At 42.6% G+C, this 20,242-nt stretch carries 15 protein-coding genes; 1 reads left to right on the plus strand and 14 read right to left on the minus strand.

Annotated elements, in window-relative coordinates:
• Window positions 1-180 precede the first annotated feature (180 nt).
• The 9 genes from EQG49_RS00005 to EQG49_RS00045 all read right to left on the minus strand — a co-directional run bounded on the left by EQG49_RS00005 (window position 181) and on the right by EQG49_RS00045 (window position 12,284).
• Window positions 181-675 carry an LURP-one-related/scramblase family protein gene (locus tag EQG49_RS00005; protein ID WP_133362017.1) on the minus strand — a complete coding sequence of 165 codons (495 nt, stop codon included), beginning with the start codon at window positions 673-675 and terminating at the stop codon, window positions 181-183.
• A 335-nt stretch (window positions 676-1,010) separates the two neighbouring features.
• Window positions 1,011-1,754, minus strand: coding sequence for an SDR family NAD(P)-dependent oxidoreductase (locus EQG49_RS00010; RefSeq protein ID WP_133362018.1), 744 nt, complete (start codon window positions 1,752-1,754; stop codon window positions 1,011-1,013).
• 191 nt (window positions 1,755-1,945) lie between these two features.
• On the minus strand, window positions 1,946-2,317 hold the full coding sequence (locus EQG49_RS00015) for an iron-sulfur cluster biosynthesis family protein (protein ID WP_133362019.1): 372 nt from the start codon (window positions 2,315-2,317) through the stop codon (window positions 1,946-1,948).
• Between the two features lie 201 nt (window positions 2,318-2,518).
• Window positions 2,519-2,881: an iron-sulfur cluster biosynthesis family protein gene (locus EQG49_RS00020; protein WP_133362020.1), complete on the minus strand. Its 363-nt coding sequence runs from the start codon at window positions 2,879-2,881 to the stop codon at window positions 2,519-2,521.
• Window positions 2,882-3,084: 203 nt separating this feature from the next.
• The gene (locus tag EQG49_RS00025) at window positions 3,085-4,005 is read right to left on the minus strand and encodes a manganese-dependent inorganic pyrophosphatase (protein WP_133362021.1); all 921 of its coding nucleotides are present in this window, start codon (window positions 4,003-4,005) and stop codon (window positions 3,085-3,087) included.
• A gap of 537 nt (window positions 4,006-4,542) precedes the next feature.
• Window positions 4,543-5,511 carry a LysR family transcriptional regulator gene (locus EQG49_RS00030; RefSeq protein WP_133362022.1) on the minus strand — a complete coding sequence of 323 codons (969 nt, stop codon included), beginning with the start codon at window positions 5,509-5,511 and terminating at the stop codon, window positions 4,543-4,545.
• Between the two features lie 796 nt (window positions 5,512-6,307).
• Window positions 6,308-8,755, minus strand: coding sequence for a DNA topoisomerase IV subunit A (parC, locus tag EQG49_RS00035; protein ID WP_133362023.1), 2,448 nt, complete (start codon window positions 8,753-8,755; stop codon window positions 6,308-6,310).
• A gap of 41 nt (window positions 8,756-8,796) precedes the next feature.
• Window positions 8,797-10,905 carry a DNA topoisomerase IV subunit B gene (parE, locus tag EQG49_RS00040; RefSeq protein ID WP_133362024.1) on the minus strand — a complete coding sequence of 703 codons (2,109 nt, stop codon included), beginning with the start codon at window positions 10,903-10,905 and terminating at the stop codon, window positions 8,797-8,799.
• 659 nt (window positions 10,906-11,564) lie between these two features.
• Complete coding sequence (locus EQG49_RS00045; RefSeq protein WP_133362025.1) at window positions 11,565-12,284, minus strand: DUF2325 domain-containing protein; 720 nt, start codon at window positions 12,282-12,284, stop codon at window positions 11,565-11,567.
• 246 nt (window positions 12,285-12,530) lie between these two features.
• Here EQG49_RS00045 and EQG49_RS00050 point away from each other — a divergent pair, with 246 nt between their 5' ends.
• The gene (locus tag EQG49_RS00050) at window positions 12,531-13,004 is read left to right on the plus strand and encodes a C40 family peptidase (protein WP_133362026.1); all 474 of its coding nucleotides are present in this window, start codon (window positions 12,531-12,533) and stop codon (window positions 13,002-13,004) included.
• Between the two features lie 158 nt (window positions 13,005-13,162).
• Here the strand turns inward: EQG49_RS00050 and pulA are convergent, their stop codons facing one another.
• From pulA to dnaG, 5 genes are all read right to left on the minus strand, one after another.
• On the minus strand, window positions 13,163-15,679 hold the full coding sequence (gene pulA / locus EQG49_RS00055; protein WP_133362027.1) for a type I pullulanase: 2,517 nt from the start codon (window positions 15,677-15,679) through the stop codon (window positions 13,163-13,165).
• A 301-nt stretch (window positions 15,680-15,980) separates the two neighbouring features.
• Window positions 15,981-16,148 (minus strand): hypothetical protein, encoded by a 168-nt coding sequence (locus EQG49_RS13540; protein WP_165964688.1) that lies wholly within the window; start codon window positions 16,146-16,148, stop codon window positions 15,981-15,983.
• Window positions 16,149-16,191: 43 nt separating this feature from the next.
• On the minus strand, window positions 16,192-16,680 hold the full coding sequence (locus EQG49_RS00060) for a GNAT family N-acetyltransferase (RefSeq protein WP_133362028.1): 489 nt from the start codon (window positions 16,678-16,680) through the stop codon (window positions 16,192-16,194).
• Between the two features lie 492 nt (window positions 16,681-17,172).
• Window positions 17,173-18,294, minus strand: a complete 1,122-nt coding sequence (gene rpoD / locus EQG49_RS00065) for an RNA polymerase sigma factor RpoD (protein ID WP_133362029.1) — start codon at window positions 18,292-18,294, stop codon at window positions 17,173-17,175.
• 29 nt (window positions 18,295-18,323) lie between these two features.
• Window positions 18,324-20,195 (minus strand): DNA primase, encoded by a 1,872-nt coding sequence (gene dnaG, locus EQG49_RS00070; protein WP_479724611.1) that lies wholly within the window; start codon window positions 20,193-20,195, stop codon window positions 18,324-18,326.
• Window positions 20,196-20,242: the final 47 nt, after the last annotated feature.

Here is a 20,242-nt window from a genome sequence, read left to right on the forward strand (position 1 = left end):
CCAAGCAATTAGCCACGAATAATGCTCAAACTAGCAAAAAACAGTCCTAAACAAATCAGTTATCGCGGATTTTGTGATGTGCTCATATAAGTACTTAAGGTATTTTCCGTGGTACGTGAGTATTCTTAAACAAGAGTACAGAAATGAGAATCTCACGCTAGCATAAATAGAGCCCGTTGATTAAACACTAGAATTTGACGTGTCAGCTTCTTCTTGTTTCACGTAATCAATCGCAACTGTTAAACTCACTATTAGTAATTCTAGTGATTCGTCAGCCACATTAATTTCGTAGGTGTCACCCCAGCTTAACCAGCGCTGATCGACTTGGGCGACTTGTTGGCCATTCCGCAATACGGTAAAATTCATATCCCAAAAATTTCCTTGAATCGTTAGGCCAAACGCATCGATGTCATAACTTGGGCGAAATAATGAAAATCGCTTGCTGATTACGGCCACATCACGGCCACCTAAACTAACTGTAAATTTTGGTAAGAACTGAAACATGCGCTGGGTGATTTTACCAACCGCTTGTCCCGCCATGTTGCTAATGACAAATTCTTTGGGAATCTTAAAAAGGCTGCCGGCCACGGCATACTGCGGGCGTTGTTGTGCGTCGGTAACGGTGTATTTGTCACCAATACTGAATACTTTTTGTTTAATGTATAACTGGCTCATGGCTCCTCCTAGTCAGTCAGTGATTGACTGTATAATTTATTTTCTTATCTTTCGTTTTCCCTAACTAATGTTATTATATGACCTTGATTAGGAAATGTAAAAGCATTAGGATTCTGTTTCGTCTGACGTGGAATTATTGATTATCGCTAAACCCACAGTGACAAGGATTGTAGCATATTACCAGTTTGGTTGTCTGCTCAAATTAACGAAGAGACTGGTTCCAGCCTCGTAGTGGGGATCAATCTGAGACACATATCCAAATTCCACGCTAGAAGAAATCTAGCCATAAAAAAACGATGCCCACTAAATATAGCGAGCACCGTTATCAGAATGTATTAGATTAAAAGATTACCGCCATCGCTGACAAACTGTGCACCAGTAATGTTTTTCGCGTCATCACTAACTAAGAATGATGTGATGTTAGCAATGTCGTCTGGTTCACCAAAGTGACCTGAAGGCTGTTGTTGTTTTTCAGTTGCGCGAATGGCGTCTGGGACAATCGGCGTATTAATCCACCCAGGGTGCACCGAATTAACGCGGATACCGAAACTTGCCCCTTCCAAGGCTAATTCTTTTGTTAACATCAGCGTACCACCCTTTGAGCTTGAATATGCCGCAGCCCCGGGGATTGGTTTTAAACCACCAACACTTGAAACATTAACAATTGCCCCACCAGTACCTTGCTTTTTAAATTGGGTGAAAGCATACTTGGCACCTAAGAAATTACCATCAAGATTAATCGACATTAGTTGCCGCCAATCAGCTAAACTGATTTGATCAATGTAACCGTTTGGGCCACCAATCCCTGCATTATTTACCAGGATGTCTAGCTTACCAAATTTAGTAATTGTTTCTTCAACTACGTGTTTCCAATCAGCTTCGATGGCAACATCTTGAATGACGTAAATCGCGTTGTCCCCACCGTCGACTTCGGCCAATGCTGTCACGCCTGCTTCCTTGCGTCGTCCCGTTAAAACAACCTGGGCACCCTCTGCCACGAGTTTTTTCGCAATACTCAAGCCAATTCCTGAGTTTGCTCCTGAGACAATCGCCACTTTACCAGTTAAAGAATTAGTCATATTATCAAGCCCCCTATAAACTTATGATGTATGAATTCGTTTACAAATAGACAATACCAAATTGTTACATATTTGTCTAACGATATGCTCAGAATTACACAACGAAAATTTATATTGCTAGCTTGGGGATCCAAATCCCACTTTCAGTGCATAGTGACCGTGAACTAACCAGTCTAAGCAGCGTAAAATATTTACTTGGACAAGACTTTTTTGGCGACCCGTTCATCGCGAATCACGACCGTATCATCAATTACACTGCTTTCAGACTTCAACGCAATATCGCCAAATGGCTTGATGTAAAGTTCCATATCTTGATCAAGGTATGCTTTTGAATACCCTTTAACTGGCCAAGCGCCCATTGTTGTGTCAATGGTGTCATCGAACCATTCCAAATATGGTTGATCCTTATCAATGATAATGATTACCATACTAATCATCATCGCAATTTCCCCAACGTGCGAGTATGGCGATACCCCATCTTCATACAAAAACAGGATTCGTGAATTTTCATCTGTGTAGCGGGCAATTTCTTGTTGGACGCCTTCATCAATTTTTAATTGCATATCATTAACCTACCTTCCAAATTTGATGCCGTAATTGTTTGATTCAACACACTAGCGAATCATTGATCATCAAATTTTAACAAGGTAATTGTAGTTCTTTTACTTACTAAAGTATAGTGCAAATAACCAAGGTGTTACAGTTGTCACATCCTTAGGTAAAAAAAGATGACGCAAGTGTTAACTCACATCATCGTTTGGCTATTACAATGCGGCTGGTTGCCGTTCATCGCGAATCACCACAGTATCATCAATAATACCATTCTCAGACTTTAACACAATGTCCCCAAATGGCTTAATTTCCAATTCCATCGCTTCATCGAGATAATTCTTCGCATACCCTTTAATTGGCCAAGGCCCCAGGTTAGTGTCCACAGTTTCATCAAACCATTCTAGGTATGGCTGATCCTTGTTAATAATCACAATCACAAATGAAATCATCATGGCCCCTGGTCCTGATTTGGAATAAGGTGAAACCCCATCTTCATACATGAAGAGAATGCGCGAATTTTCATCCGTCTTGCGCGCAATTGCTTTTTGAACCCCATCGTCAATTTTTAAGTACATAGTTGCCCCTCCAGCATTGTGTTGCGTTCAGGAGGCTCAGACGGCTCCCTGAATGTTAGTTACTTATTACTCTCAGTATAGAATTACTGGCGCCAAAATGAAAGTAAGTTTGTTCACGAGTTTGTTAATGACAACGCGGGTCTCATTGTGAAACAAAAAACACCTCACTTCAAAAAATGAGATGTTTTAACTTTAACTATAAATTAGAAGGCAGCTGTCAATGGTGGCACAACTTGCTTCTTCCGCGAAACAACGCCTGGCAATGCCAAACGGTTGTTAACCAACTTGCCGGCAAAGGCCTTTTCAACTTGTTCAGTCACGTCGCCGACAAGCAACAATTCTGAATCAGAAGTAAGAATGTTAGTAACAACAAATAAGAACGCATCGTAACCGTTCTTGGCATTTTCAGCCTTCATAGCGTCTTCTAATGCTGCTTGGCGTTCAAAGACTTCCGCAATATCAACGGTGTTAACTTGACCAATTCGGAGCGTCTTGCCACCCATTTCAAATGACTTGGCGTCACCGTCGATGAGTTCAAGTTCTGACTTCGTTGATAAGTTAGTGCCGGCCTTCAACATTTCAAGACCGTATGATTCAAAATCAACGTCAGCAATTTCAGCCAAAGTCTTAACAGCAATCTTGTCGAATTCAGTTGTGGTTGGTGACTTCAACAACAAAGTATCTGAAATAATTGCTGAAAGCATCAAACCAGCCAACTTAGCAGGAATTTCGACTTTGTTTTCATCAAACATTTTAACGAGGATTGATGCGGCTGAGCCCAAAGCTTCGGCACGGATGAACAATGGTGTTGAGGTAGTCAAGCCAAACTTGTGGTGATCAACGATGTTAGTGATTTCGACTTCAGCGAGATCACTAACTGATTGAGCAGCTTCGTTGTGGTCAACTAAAGCAACTTGGTCCACTTCTGGCTTAGCAGCAGTGATAACCCGTGGTGCTGGTTCGTCAAAGTGACGTAAAGCATATTGGGTTTCTTCGTTTGGGGTGCCAAGAGCAACTGCTTCAGTATCTTCACCAAGTTGGTTCAAAAGATATGAGTAGGCTTTTGCTGAAACGATGGTATCAGTATCAGGATTTGAGTGTCCAAAAACTAATTTCTTTGTCATAAGAGACTCCTTTGATTTGTGTGATTTATTGCTAAATTCAATTATAAGCTAAAATACCAATTCGTGCACAAATAAATTCATGTTCACCGGTTTTCGGTAATCCGTCTGACATAGAATTGGATGAAATTGGCCACTGCGTGCCAGTAAATTACTTGGTGCACCACGCTGGAAGCACATTGCCAAGCCGAAGTGCGGTCTTGGCAAACTCGGATAAGCTGGGAGTCTAAGGAATAAATTCCTAAGACTCCTCATCTCATCCTCAGCGAAAATATGTGCTTCACACATATTCCCCCAGTCGCGGTGTAAAGGCTGCGCCCGCCAAGTAATTTACCGGCACTCCGTTAGTTAGTAATTATTCTCAAACTAGTAAAAACGGTCGTAGTATGCAGATTCAAACTGATTTTGTGATGTGCTCAAACTAGTGCCTAAGGTATAGTGAGTACGCTTAAACAAAAGTACAGAAATGAGAATCCATGTCAGACGGAATAACGTCCAAATAAAAAGACAAACTCAGCGTCGAGTTTGTCTTTTTGGTGGTTACTTTTCAGCACTAATGCTTTCTAAACGAGTTAAGTAATCGGCTTCACCTAAGTAAGCGTCAAATTCGTTTAAGAAACTAATAATCCGTGGAATATCAATCTTATCTTTACGGTAGACGAATGATAAATCGAATTGAATGTTTGGTTCAAACGGAACGGCCTTTACCTTGGTTGTAATGCTTTCCTTTTGACTTGAAAGGAATGACATTGGCAAGGCAGTATACGTTTCTGTTTGTTCAGCAAAACGGAAAATTTGGTTTGGTGTTGAGAAACGCGCCACTGAAGTTGGCACATCAATCAAGTGATTCTTGTATGTTTCGTGAATCGTTTGGTCAATGTAGTAGTTTTCAGGGTATGTTACCCACTTAGCACCCAACGTATCCTTCAACTTAATTTTATCTTTATCAGCCAATTCAGGATTGTTGTGCACGAACATCAAATCTTCAGTCATAATCTTCTTTGATGCGTATGGCTTCCAGTTTTTGATTGATTCGTCAGGCAAGTACATAATTGCCAAATCAATGCGGTTGTTTTCTAAACGTTCCCAGATTTCCTTACGGTTTAAAGTGTAGAATGTTACGCGAATATCTGGATGTTCCTTGTAGTATGTGGCAATAAAGTCTTCCAACACACGATCTTCAATTGATGAAAGTAAACCAATTGAAATTTCACCTTGCGTAGCAGAAGTTGATTGTTGGATGGCATCGGTTGCTTTGTTCAAAACGGCGTAGATTTCGTGGGTCGCATTCAACATCGTCAAACCAGCATCAGTCATCCGTAACTTTTTACCGATTGAGTAGAAAAGTGGTGCACCAACTGTCCGTTCCAACTTTTTGATTTGTTGTGTCAAAGCTGGTTGCGTAATTCCGAGAATTTGTGAAGCTTGCGTGTAGTTCATTGTTTCCGCCAATTGGAGGAAATAGGTTAATGTCTTTGACGAAAAGATACTTTCTTGCGTCGTTTTCATAATCGATAATGCTCCTTTATTACATTTGCTTATAGAATAATCATAATCATTAGCTAGGCATAATGCAAGAATTTTAACTTATTATTTATAAATATTAATACCCTTTGCTAATACATGAGCAAACTTTAGCGTTTTTTGCCTCTACTTGGTCTTACGTGAAATTTGGATATGTGTCTCAGATTGATTCCCACTACGAGGCTGGAACCAGTCTGGACACCGTGATGGAAGACAAGCATTTGAAGCCACAGTGCGGTCTTCAAATGTTTGTGAAGCTTGGTTCGCTAACGCGGTAACCATCTTCACAAATCCATAATCAGTAACGAAACCCGTTACTGATTATGCCATCACGGTGCGAGCTAAAGTCCAGCCCGTTTCCAGCCTCTTCGTTAATTTGCGTAGGTATTCTGACTAGTAATATGCCGTAATCCTTGTCGCTGCAAGTTTAGCGGTAATCAACAGTTCAACGCTTATCTAGCGGAGTGACTGAAAATCACATTGTGGCCATGCTTTACACCGAAATGGGACGAACTTGACACCATGTGTCAGGTTTGTCGCTGAGGGTAGATGAGCAGTCTTTTGGCTTTAGCCATTAGACTGCCAGCTATCCCGAATTGCCCAAGACCGCCCTTTGGCTTGGGCATGTGCTTCCATTTCGGTGCACAATGTGATTTTCAGTCACGCAGTGGCATCATACATCTGATCACATTTTATAAATTCCACGTCAGACGGAATAGGACCATTAATACAAAAGAGCTTTACCCCAATAATAAAGGTAAAGCTCCAATATCAAAATCAATTAATTAGTCACAACTTCTAGCAAACGTGCTTCCATTGCAATAGGTACCCCTTCAGTATCAACATCAACGACAAATGAACCATTTGAGTAGCGTTGTGAATTAGGGTGATCACCAGGAATAATATCGTGGGTTTTACCACGACTGGTAGTGACAGTTAACGCGTGTTGGAGTGAGTCTAACACGACAAAGTCCACAATTTCATGTGGTTCAGACTTTAATTCGCGCAAGATTTGGACACCACGGCGCGCCCGTGAAGTTGGGGCAATTTCCCCTACTTGCATGCGTTTGAAGGCACCACGTTGCGTAATTAGCCCGACATCAGCTTTGTCATCGGTAAGCGCTACATCTACCACGACATCGTCATCACGCAAGTCCATTGATTTTACCCCACTAGTTCGGGGGCCGTTCGTTGGCACTTCAGCTAAGTCATAACGCAAACCATAACCATTCTGTGACATCAAGAGGACGGCGCCACTAGCGGCCACCGGAACATAGGTCACGCTAACCACTTTGGCATCATCAGTCTTGAGTTTAGTGTAAACACTGGCGCGTTTTTTATAGCCGCGACCAGGTGTCAAATCGGTGTAAGCGGTTTGCTTGATGTAACCGTCAGAAGTGGCAACTAAGAATGTGCCCGCTTCTTCGAGCGTCTTAAAGACAAAGACATTGAGCATTTCTTCGTCTGCATCTAAGCCGTTAATCGTTTGCGAAACGTGTTCACCGATTTCCTTCCAGCGCACATCACTAACTTCGTGAATTGGTCGGTAAATCAAGTTCCCCTTATTTGTGAATATAAAGAGGTGTGACAACGTATTAACCTTATCAAGGAAGATTGGGTGGTCATCATCGCGCAAGCCATTATCGTCGGTGCCTGAGGCGTTAAATGAACGGATAGATGAACGCTTCACATAACCAGCTTTAGAAACCATCAAAATGACATCTTCATCGGCAACCATGACCGTTGTGTCAATTTTTAATTCTTCAACTTGGTCTTCGATAACTGTTCGGCGATCATCCCCAAAGTCTTTTGCCATTTGCTTCAGATCAGCACGTAAGACTTTGTGGAGTTCCTTTGGTTCCGCCAAGATTAGATTATATTGTTCAATGGCAGCGGCTAACTTAGCTGCTTCTTCTTGTAACGCAACCACGTCAGTATTCGTCAAACGGTACAATTGCAAAGTCACGATTGATTCAGCTTGTTCATCGCTAAAACCATATTCCGCCATAATGTTGTCTTTGGCGTTTTTACGGTTTTCACTAGCGCGAATTGTGGCAACAACTTGATCAAGAATCGAAACCATCTTAATCAAACCTTCAACGATGTGTTGGCGCTTCTTCGCCTTTTTCAAATCAAACTGAGTCCGCTTAGTGATAACTTCTTTTTGGAAATTTAAGTAAGCTACTAGCGCTGTTTTCAAGCCGATGTGTTCAGGGCGTTGATTGTGAATGGCGACCATGTTGAAGTTGTAAGTCACTTGTAAATCAGTTTTCTTAAACAAGTATGCCAAAATCCCATCGGCATTGGCGTCCTTACTTAATTCAATGACAATTGACAAACCCTCGCGGTCAGATTCATCACGAACTTCAGAAATTCCAGCTACATCCTTGTTTAAACGGATTTCATCCATTTTCTTAACAAGTTGGGCTTTGTTAACTTCATAGGGAATTTCGCTTACTTCGATCGCTTGCTTACCACCTTTAAGGGGCTTGATTTCCGTCTTAGAACGTAAAATCACGCGACCCTTACCAGTTTGGTAGGCTTTTTTTATGCCATCAATCCCTTGTAAAATACCACCGGTTGGAAAATCAGGACCTTTGACAAATTCCATTAAGTCTTCAAGTTCAGCTTTTGGATGCGCTAATAAGTACACCAATGCGTCAATGACTTCACGTAAGTTGTGTGGTGGAATATCCGTCGCGTAACCGGCTGATATCCCTGTCGCCCCATTCACGAGCAAATTAGGGAAATGGGCTGGCAATACTGTGGGTTCATATTCCGTATCATCGAAGTTCAAGACCATATCCACGGTATCTTTTTCCAAATCACGGAGCATTTCACCGGCAATCTTGCTCAAACGGGCTTCCGTGTACCGCATTGCGGCGGCAGAATCCCCGTCCATTGAACCATTATTCCCGTGCATATCAATCAATGGTGCGCGTAACTTCCAGTCTTGGGACAATCGGACCATTGCTTCATAAATTGAAGAATCCCCGTGTGGGTGAAAGTTACCCATGATGTTCCCAACGGATTTTGCCGACTTACGGAAGGCTTTATCATATGTGTTACCGTCTTTGTTCATCGCAAACAAAATTCGGCGTTGAACAGGCTTCAAGCCATCACGAATATCGGGTAAAGCCCGTTCCTGGATGATGTATTTTGAATAACGCGCAAAGCGGTCACCCATGACATCTTCTAAGGCTAATTCTTGAATATTATCGTCAGCCATCTCAATCTCCTTTGATTAAATTTTAAATGCTAGTTAATTAATTAGAATAACTTAATATCTGGATCTGTTTTAGTTTCATTGTCGGCAGTTGTGCGCCAATCAGTAATCACTGGTTCAGCAGTGGGTAATTCATCAACCGCTGTATCGGTTGTTACGACTGCGACAGCTGCATCTTCAGCCAAATTCGATTCATCATTGAGCACGCTCGCCGTGTCCAAAATCGAGTCTGATTCTTCTAACGTGAAGGCGACGTTGTCTTCAATCCACTTCCGGCGTGGTTCGACTTTATCACCCATCAGCGTGGTAACACGTTTTTCAGCCAGAATGGCATCGTCAATCCGGACCCGAATTAATGTCCGTGATTCAGGATTCATCGTCGTATCCCATAATTGGTCGGCGTTCATTTCACCCAACCCTTTAAAGCGTTGCAGGCCAAAACCTTTACCGAGTTCTTGTTGCTTTTCGGCAAGTTGTTCGTTTGTCCAAGCATAGACGATTTGTTGTTTCTTACCGACACTTTTTTGAAGTTTATACAAAGGTGGCAAGGCAATATAAACCTTACCAGCTTCAATCAATGGGCGCATGTATTTATAGAAGAAAGTGAGGAGCAAGGTTTGAATGTGAGCCCCATCATCATCGGCATCGGTCATGATGATGACTTTACTATAATTAGCGTCTTCTAGGCTAAAATCAGGACCAACTGATGCGCCAATTGTATAAATCATCGTGGCGATTTCTTCATTTTTCATGATGTCAGCTAATTTGGCTTTTTCGGTGTTCAAGACCTTACCACGTAATGGCAAGATCGCTTGGAACTTCCGATCACGGCCTTGCTTAGCGGAACCACCGGCAGAATCCCCTTCGACTAAGAACAATTCATTTTTCTTGGCGTTTTTTGATTGAGCAGGGGTTAACTTACCAGATAGCAACCGTTCTGTCTTGCCCTTTTTCTTACCGCTACGACTTTCATCACGGGCTTTACGAGCAGCTTCACGGGCTTCGCGGGCCTTCAATGACTTACGGATAAGCATTTGCCCAAAGTCACCATTTTCCATCAAATAGTACCCAAGTTGCTCGTTAATAACGGTATCAACAATTGAACGGGCTTCGGGGGTCCCGAGTTTGTCTTTAGTTTGACCTTCAAATTGAAGTAATTCTTCAGGCACACGTAAAGAAATGACGGTTGCAAGGCCTTCACGCACGTCGGAACCTTCAAGATTCTTATCTTTTTCTTTTAACAAGCCAACCTTACGGGCGTATTCGTTAAAGGCTTTCGTCCAAGCGGAACGGAAACCAGCTTCGTGCGTACCACCATCCGGGGTCCGCACGTTGTTAACAAATGACAACGTAGTTTCGGTGTAGCCATCGTTATATTGAGCGGCCACTTCTACCTCAACACCTTGTGAAAAGCCATCGAAATACATGATGTCACCAAGGGTTTCTTTGTCTTCATTCAAGTAGGCGGCAAATTCTTTGATACCTTCTTGATAGAAGAATTCTTCGTGGCGTTCTTGGTTGGCGCGTTCATCAGTCAACGTAATCTTGATATTCTTTAATAAGAAAGCTGATTCACGTAAACGTTCTGAGAGCGTACCAAAATTGTACACAGTCGTTGAAAAAATTTTGGGATCTGGTTTAAAGGTCACCTTAGTACCATTGTGTTCCTTAGTCTTACCTAAGTTTTCCAAGGTACCAACTGGTGTCCCACCATTCGCAAAGTGTTCTTCATATTTAAAGCCATCACGGACAATCGTGACGGTTAATGCTTCACTTAACGCGTTAACAACGGATGAACCAACCCCGTGTAAACCACCAGAAGTTTTATAACCACCTTGACCGAATTTACCACCGGCGTGGAGGACAGTTAGGATAACTTCAGGTGTTGGCTTACCTGAGGCGTGCATCCCCACGGGCATCCCCCGACCATGATCGACAACCGTGATTGCGTTATCGGCGTGAATGGTCACGTTGATTTCGTCACCATAGCCAGCAAGGGCTTCATCGACCGCATTATCAACAATTTCGTATACTAAGTGGTGCAAGCCGCGGCCGTCAGTTGACCCGATATACATACCAGGTCGCTTACGTACGGCTTCAAGTCCTTCAAGGACCGTAATGGAATCATCTGAATATTCAGGTTTTTTCGCCATCTAAAGGATTCCCTCTTTCATTAAAAATCTTAATTGTTTTATTTAAACTAATTACAGCACGCTAATACCCTGGATGGACTAATTTTTAAATGATAACCCGCTGGTTAATCACTTACTGGGTATTGGCGATAACTTAATTAGTTTATTTTATTTCGCTAGTCACGACAAGGAAAAAATAACTTTGCGCAATCGTGCACTTTCTAGCTTACTACCTTCAGCGGGCGTTGTATAGCATTTTCAACGGGATTATGCGTAAAAAAGGAAGTGCATTAACGCACGATTTGCGGTAGCCGTGGGATTGAGTAACATTGACCACTCCGTGCCAGTAAATTACTTGGCGCACCACGCTGGAAGCAACCGACCAAGCCAGTCTGTGCTTATGCCTGCGAATCGGCAACGCAAAACATCCCAGCATTTTGTTTCACAAAATACTGAATCTAATCCTAACGCGATTAGATTAGCCTTGCAGGCTGGATGTCTGTCTCAGATTGATTCCCACAACGTGTGTGGAACCAGTCTCTTCGTTAGTTTGAGCAAGTAATATGCCGTAATCCTTTTAGCGCACGTTAAAAAGCCTGAATTCGCCCCTCTTACTACAATCGGGAGACATCAGGCTTTGTTTTACGGGCGCTTAGCCGAGTTATGTGCTAGCGCTTTAATTATTGTGTAATTTCATCGCTATGGGCATCGGCATAATCGGTGAGGGCTTTTTTGATGGAGCGGAAGACAATCCCCGTGCCGTAACCACGGAATTCCTCAAATGGGACGTGGTGTTTCTTGGCGAGATCATGGCCATCCCAGCTAAGTTGGTGGCTGATTTGTTCGAGGACAAACAAAACTACATCGGCTTTGGCAATCTTAGCCTCGAGGATTGCGGTATTAATGGGGTGCGCATCGTAATAATCAAACAACCCGTTGTACTGCTGAATACTAGCACTACATTGACTAGTAAATGATTTCCCGCCTAAAAGTAAGATACGCTTACCCTGCAAGTCGAATGCATAGGCATCACTCCCCTTGCTAGCATCACGATTGTCATTTTTCACATATTTCTTTTTGTCGCGCTTAAAGTACTGGCCCCCATTATCATTAGGGTGCTTGGTGAACTTGGTTTGCTCTTTTTCAGCCAATACCGCTACTTCACTTAAATCAACGCGCTTTTGGAACTTGGGCAGTGCTTCAACTGACACTTCAGTTTTGACGTTATCAGTATCGTCACTAGCCCATAGATCTTCTAACGACATAAACGTCGCATTTTGTTTGATACCATTCTTACTCGTATTATGTGCGGTATCTAGGTCGGCCATGGTTTCTTGTGACCGGTTCTTTGGAATACCATTTTTATTGAGATTCTTGTATGGATTTTTTCGGCTACACATCGGATTAACCTCCTTGATTTTTTTAATTAAATAAATTATACCGTATCAGCGCGTAAATAAAACACTTTCTAGCTTATCTTCTTAATACCCTGTCGCTTATGACGTAACTTGGTCGTAACTTTCGACATCAAATCAGCGGCTTTTTTGACCCAGTTTTGTAATAGTGGACGGCTACAATGACGTGTGTCATAAATTAATTCAAATGATACAATATAAAATTTTATAAAATAAGAAGGCTATTAAACCATGCATATAAAAAAGATAATCCTCGCGTTATTACTTACAGTGACGGTGTTCACCGCTATCAATTCAGTTGCACCAACGACTGCTGATGCCGCCGTCACCGTTCACCGGATGAAGGTTGTCCACTATGCCGAAAAGTTTATTGGGACACCTTACGTGTTAGGTGGCATGTCACGACGGTCATTTGATTGCTCAGGACTTGTTGCGTACACCTTCGAGCATGCTGCTCACATTTACTTACCACATAAAGCAGCCCGCCAAGCTCGGATGGTTAAACATATCAAGCGTAGCAACGTAAAAGCAGGCGATTTACTCTTCTGGTCACATTACGGTTATGTCTATCACGTCGCGATTGCGATTAGTCACGCCCAGTTCATTCAAGCTCCCGAACCAGGCGGACGGGTTGAAATCTCAACAATTAGCCAGTGGCACCCTTCGTTTGTTGGCCGAGTACGCCACCATGCCTACGTATATTAATTAAATCCAAACAAAAGACCTTGAAACTACCGGTAGCCGGCTTTCAAGGTCTTTTAATGTTGTAATGCGTTATTCAAGTCGCTGTCTAACAGTGTAGTGTGCTATGAAGCGGTGCTAAACGTGCTAATTTTTAAATGCCGGCAAATCTATCAACAGATTTACTTGGCAAAAACGTTCACGCCAATTCCTGGTACGGTGGCGTCCTTTGTAGCAATGTTAGCACCAGTTGTTTGGGTACTATCGTTAGTAAGAACCAACTTGTAACCGGTCATATCGGTCGCTTTGAAATCAAGTGGTGTATTGTTTACGTTTAATACAACGACGTATTGCTTTGTCGCACCTTGAAGATGGTAAGCTACAACATTATCGCTAAGTTGGAGTTGCGCAGTGGCTTTGTCGATAGCTGCGTAATCATTTAAGCGGAACGCTGGTTCACTCTTACGTAATGCTAATAATTGCTTGAAGTAGTTCACTACATCGCGATTTTTGATAGCTAAGTTGTAGTCTAATGAGTTTTCACTATCAGGCTTGTTATAACTATTGTTATCGCCATTCTTAGTCCGCATAAATTCTTGCCCAGAATGCACAAATGGCGTCCCATCAGCTAGTACCGGAATCGTTGTTGCGAGCATGTCACGTTTTTGCGCTTGTGCTGGTGTATCTTTTTGAGTCGTTAAGGCATTGGCATTAATTGTGGCGAGTTTATCGGCTAAGGTCAAGTTATCATGCACCGCAATGTAGTTGATGCTTTGACTAGGTGTCAAAAATGTTTTTTCATTCAAATTATGACTACCAGTCATTAATTTATAGATGGTATTTTCGTTATTTGGTGTCCCACCGATAAAGCCTAAATCGTCACTCTTAAAGACATTACCCGTTGTCGTATCGCGCATATCGTTATTAAATGCACTGACACCAGGCATTTTGTTCATGTTAGGTAAGGCTGCCCGTTGGCTCGCAGGAATTGCAGAGGGACTGTTCCAACCTTCACCAAGCATGATGATTGATGGATCAATCTTATTTAAGGCTTGGCGGACTTGATTAATCGTTGTAACGTCAATTAATCCTAAATAGTCAAAACGGAAACCGTCAATATGATAGTTTTTTGCCCAGTAAGTAACACTGTCAACGATGTATTTACGCATCATTGGACGTTCGGTCGCTAAATCATTACCGACACCGGATGTTTTTTCCAGTGAACCATCCGCATTTTTACGGAAGTAGTAACCAGGGACAGTTTTTTCAAAGAATGAAGCGTCGTAGGTACCGTTCTTACCGCCATTCCCTAACACGTGGTTATACACGACATCTTGAATAACCCGTAAACCATTTTTATGGTAGGTATTAATCATGTTCTTCATTTCGATGATGCGCGCGCTTGGGTCTTGGGGATGAGTGCTGTAACTACCTTCTGGTACGTTGTAGTTTTTTGGTTCGTAGCCCCAGTTATATGGTGCTGGTTTTTGCGCTTCGTTATTATTAAAGTCATTAAATGGCAGGAATTCAACGTGAGTGACACCTAATGATTTAATGTAATCTAACCCGGTGATTTGGCCTTGGCTAGTCTTACCACTTTCGGCTGCTCCCTTGTATGTTCCCTTATCAGCAATGCCAGAATCCTTGTTCATTGACAAGTCGCGCACACTAGCTTCATAGATAACAGCATCAGTTGGTTGGCTAAATTTGCCCATCCGGTCAAAGTTCTTCACTTGCGTAGCTGCGGGTGCTAGGACTACTGAGCGATCCCCATTTTCAGTAACTGCCGTTGAATATGGATCTTGGGTCACAGTTTGCTTACCGTTTGGGAAGGTCAATTGAAACGCGTAAGCCGTATTAGTTTGATTGCCGGTGAGTTGTACTGACCAAACGTTGTGCGCAATTTTCATCGCTGTGGTTTTCTTCACCGCTGCGTTAGGTGCAGTCGTTTGATACGTAATTAAGTTAACTGACTTTGCGGTTGGTGCCCACAACTTAAAGCTCGTTGCATTGGTGGCGTATTGGTAACCCAATGTCCCATTGTAATCATAACGTTGATCAAAGTTTTTATCATTTACGTTACCAATATTGGTGTTTATCACACCTGCGGGGATAAACTTGGCAACGGTAATTTTGGCCGTCGTTGCAACATAGGTTATTTTTTTCGTCCGTTTAGCGGTGGACACAAGCTTGAGGTTATGACCGACGGCAAATTTGTGTTGAAAATTAAGTTGCCCATTCTTAACCGTAATCCGCTTAACGTAAGTATTGTTATCGTAGATTTTGACAGTTGCATGCAGATTTGTTTTAGCCGTTAATTTACCTGATTGTGAATTATAAGCTACATGCTGTAAATAACTAACAGCGCCGGCATTAGTCGTCTTGACCGCTTTACGGTACTTAACTGCCTTGGTGCTACGCGTCAATGAAACGACTTTAATCGCATGACCAGCGTTGAAATTATGCTGTAACGTCACTTTCCCGTTGCGAACAATAAAAGTTTTAACGCGTTTGCCGTTATCGTAAATGCGGACAGTCGCCTTTTTCCCGGTGCGCGCCGTCAACTTATGAGTGCGTGGATTATATACGACATGTTGTAAGCGGCTTGAGCGAACTTGATTCGCTGATGCCAAACTTGGTGCTGCTACCCCAAAGGCAGTTACTGCCAACAAGGTAATTCCCAATTGTGCTTTGTTCATTTTAACTTGACTCTCCCTATCCTACAAACTATTAAATTAGTGGCACTTATTATCCCTAATTAGCGCTCTTTTTAGTATGTTACCATAAGTAAAATAATAAGAATGCGGCAACTTCGCATTTTTAACTAATAACTTATTGTTAATTAAGGGTGTTTTGTAGATTGCTCATGCCGCAAGTTAACGGCGTGACTGCCAAGAACGCCGTGGTTAAGGCGTTTCAACGGGTACTAGCCATAAAAAAAGCCCCACCCCAGTTAGCAAACTAACCGTGCTGGAACTCCCCATCCACTACTTATTTAATTTATTCTCGCTGCTTATCCCGTTCAGCCGCTTCACGATACAAAGGTTCCATGTCTTCATCCGTTAACGGGCGCCCTAGTTTTTTAATCAACAGGTCGGCCTTGCGCATATTGAATGGCCGATCTTCAGCTGGTATTGCCCAGACACCATCGGTCATGTTGTTTTCCATCTCGTCTGCTGCCCTTAGGTAAGGATCTGTTAAGTAACTGTCTTTATTCATTATAATTCCCTCCAATATATTTATGAATTAAATGTGCACTCTGACTAGCCGTAAACCGCACCATTCCATTTACGAACATTTCGGCACCGTACGTATCAATATACAAATCATACAATTTAGTCTTAGGTTTTAATGTCATGTACCCATCAAATCCAGCCTCAAACGCGTCCTGTGCTACTGTTCCTAACAATACCCCCGGCACAAAACGATACTTCTTCTTGTGCCCAATGTTCGCCGGCGCCGACTCCAGCAAATGAATGAACGTATAGTAGTCCTCAGGGTGTCGCGTAAAGCCAATCAACCCCTGAATCCCACCGAACGTTTTCAACGCCAATACAGTTTGCGCCGGGTTGGCCGGATAACTCCAATCAAAGCGCCACCCCTCAATTTGCATCCCACGGGCATCGCTTTGCGAAATACTGACCGACTCAACGTGCGCGTCAACCATTTCCCCAGTCACAATATGTTGTATTTTAACCATAATTATACTCCTTCAAATTATTTGAGTAAAATTCCCTCTATAGTTAAAATACGTAAAAAAGCCCTTCCCCCGCGAAAAAATAACCCAAGTTAGAAAAAAACTCCGACCAACTGGATGTAGCAACAACGTGATGAATCCCTCACCGAAATGATTGAAATCGTTAATGATTGGCAAATCACTAAGCTCAACTAAACGAGGTCATTCTGATGATGGAATGCTTTATTAAGAATAGCCGTAAAAACTACTATTTGTTTTTATGCTATATTTTTTCTAGTGTGGAATTGTCGTTTCTGCACTGTTCAATCATCGAATTACTGGGGTTCCATTGTCAGTGGTTTTCCATACTACTGTGGCCTATGGTTGGTACTATTTTTGCTAGTTTGAAAATTATTCCTAACTAACGGAGTGGCGGTAATTTACTGGCACGGAGTGGTCAAATTTATTCAAACCAAAAAGTGGAACCCACGAATGAGTTCCACTTAAATATCGTTATTAATCTAGGAAATCTTTTAATTGCTTTGAACGTGATGGGTGGCGTAACTTCCGCAATGCCTTGGCTTCGATTTGACGAATCCGTTCACGCGTAACGCCGAAGACTTTACCAACTTCTTCCAAAGTCCGTGTCCGACCATCTTCAAGACCAAAACGTAAACGCAACACGTTTTCTTCACGATCAGTCAACGTATCCAAGACGTTTTCCAATTGTTCTTTCAACATTTGGTATGCGGCTGAATCAGCTGGTGAAGTGGCATCTTGGTCTTCGATGAAATCACCCAAGTGTGAGTCATCTTCTTCACCAATTGGTGTTTCCAATGAAACTGGTTCTTGCGCAATCTTCAAGATTTCACGGACCTTTTCAGTTGGCATATCCATTTCGGCACCAATTTCTTCAGGGGTAGGTTCACGGCCTAAATCTTGGAGCAATTGACGTTGGATCCGGATCAACTTGTTGATTGTTTCAACCATGTGAACTGGAATCCGGATAGTCCGCGCTTGGTCAGCAATCGCACGAGTAATCGCTTGACGAATCCACCAAGTGGCATAAGTTGAGAACTTAAATCCCTTACGGTAATCAAACTTTTCAACGGCCTTCATCAAACCCATGTTACCTTCTTGAATCAAATCAAGGAATTGCATTCCCCGACCAACGTAACGCTTAGCGATAGAAACCACCAAACGCAAGTTAGCTTCAGCCAATTCTTGTTTAGCTAATTCGTCGCCTTGTTCAATCCGGAGTGCCAAACCAACTTCTTGGTCACCAGTCAACAGTGAAACACGACCGATTTCCTTCAAGTACATCCGCACGGGATCATTGATTTTAACCCCAGTTGGAGCAGTATCTGCAGCTGCCAATTCTTTCTTGGTAGGCATGTTTTGCTTTGACTTTAAGGCGTGTTCTGATGGGTTACCATTTTCATCAACAATTGAAATACCGGCATCTTCAACCTTTTCAATCAATGTGTCGATTTGTTCAGCATCCAATTCAAATTTTTGGGCTACTTTACTTTCAAGATCATCATAATTGATTTCCTTGAGGTTTTTGTATTCCTTGATTAAAGCTTTGACGTCTTTGTCATAAGCTTTTTGGTCAAAATCTTTCTTTTCTGCAGCCATGTTGAATTGGCCTCCTTTTGGTTTTTAAATTATCGTTTTGCTTGGCGTTGCCGCAACAATTCGATATATTCATTCGTTAATTGGATTTGTAACTGAGCGTTGCCTAATTGCTTAGCCTCGCTAATTTGTTGGGCTTTGCTCGTGATCAGTTCCTCGAGCGGACTATCTTGCATAATCAGTGTGACATAGTCGTTAACCGCCCGCATATTGGGTTCGGGGACAAAGTCATCATTCTCAATATCAGTCAGCAAGCGCTGTAACTTGTCGTCGCCGATGAAGTCTAGGAAACCACCAACATCATACTCCAAGTGCGTCGCTTTGTAACCCTGCGCCATTAAGAACAAGGCTTCATAGTCTGAATGCGCAAAATGGAACCCTTGAATTGCCGTCACTTCTTGCCAAATGTTGTGATTATGCAACATCCACAGTAGCAAAGTACGTTCAGCGCGCTCAACTTTTGTCCGTGGGCGTTTTTGCACTTGCAAAGTTACTTGCACGGGTTCAACCATGTCAAAAGGCGCATTCTGATTACTAAAATCTTGATACGGCGCCTCTTGTTGCTGCGCTTGCGCCCGATTAGTTAAAATCAGTTGCTGTAATTGCCCTTGCAAACTCTCACGTGAAATCCCAAATTCGGCGACTAATTGATTCAATTGCAAGTCGCGTTCGACCGGATTTTGACCGGTCGCAATTACGGCTAACACATCATCAATATAGGCCAGTTTTTCGGATTCATTGGCAAGATTGCGATTCTTTTTCAAGTACCGCATGGCAAAAGTCACTGGTGACTCAAGCGCATGACTGAATACATTTACGAATTCATCAGCACCGTATTTACGCAGGTACTCATCTGGATCTAATCCTTCAGGTAAATGAACCACTTGCACTTGAATGTTGGGCGCATATTGTCCCAGCAAACTAATTGCGCGTTTCGTGGCTTCTTGCCCAGGATTATCACCATCATAAGCAATTAAAACTTTATCGGTGACCCGGTCAAGTAAACGGACTTGATCCTGCGTCAGGGATGTCCCCATGGATGCGACACCGTTTTGTAAACCAGATGAGTACGCCGCTATCACGTCCATAAAACCTTCAAACAAGATGACGGTTTTGGCCCGGCGAATGTGTTGCCGCGCTAAATCGAAGTTGAATAACTCCTTACTCTTATTGAAAATTTTACTTTCAGGTGAGTTGATATACTTGGCTTGCTCATTTGGTTCAAGCGAACGCCCAGAAAAGGCGATTACCTGTCCTTGGGCATTGCGAATGGTAAACAAAACCCGGTTAACAAACCGATCACGGAGCGTACCATCATCGTTTACAATGAACAGCTCACTTTGCCGCAATAGTTGATAGTCCGTACCCTTTTCCTGGAAATACGGTAACAATAACGGTGTCTTCGGGGCATAACCGAGAGCAAATAAATCAATCGTTTGCTCATCTAAGCCCCGTTTTTGCAGATATTCCAACGACGGCTCACCTTGGGCGGTGTTCACCAACATGTGGTGATATAACTTCGCAGCTTCGGTATATAGTTCATACAATTGGCCGTTTTCGCTCGTCACCGGTGTTGCTGCCTGCGTTTGTGTGTAAGCAGCGTCCAACGGTACGTGCGCAATTTCGGCAACTTTCACGACCGCTTCGGGGAAACTTAAGTTTTGTAACTCAATTAAGAATTGAAAAACGTTGCCCCCACGACCGCAAGAAAAACAGTGAAAAATTTGCTTGTCTTCATTAACTGAAAATGAAGGTGTCCGTTCATCATGCCACGGACACTTTCCAAACAAATTACGTCCTTGTTTATGCAACTGGACATATTCACTGACAACATCAGTAATATTTACTGACGTCCGTACCTGATCAATTACTGCTTCCGGAATCCGACTGGCCAATAATTTCACCAACTTTCATTGAGCCCAGAAAAGCCGCACTCAAATGCATCGAGCAC

The organism is Periweissella cryptocerci, from assembly GCF_004358325.1.
Taxonomy (GTDB): Bacteria; Bacillota; Bacilli; order Lactobacillales; family Lactobacillaceae; genus Periweissella; species Periweissella cryptocerci.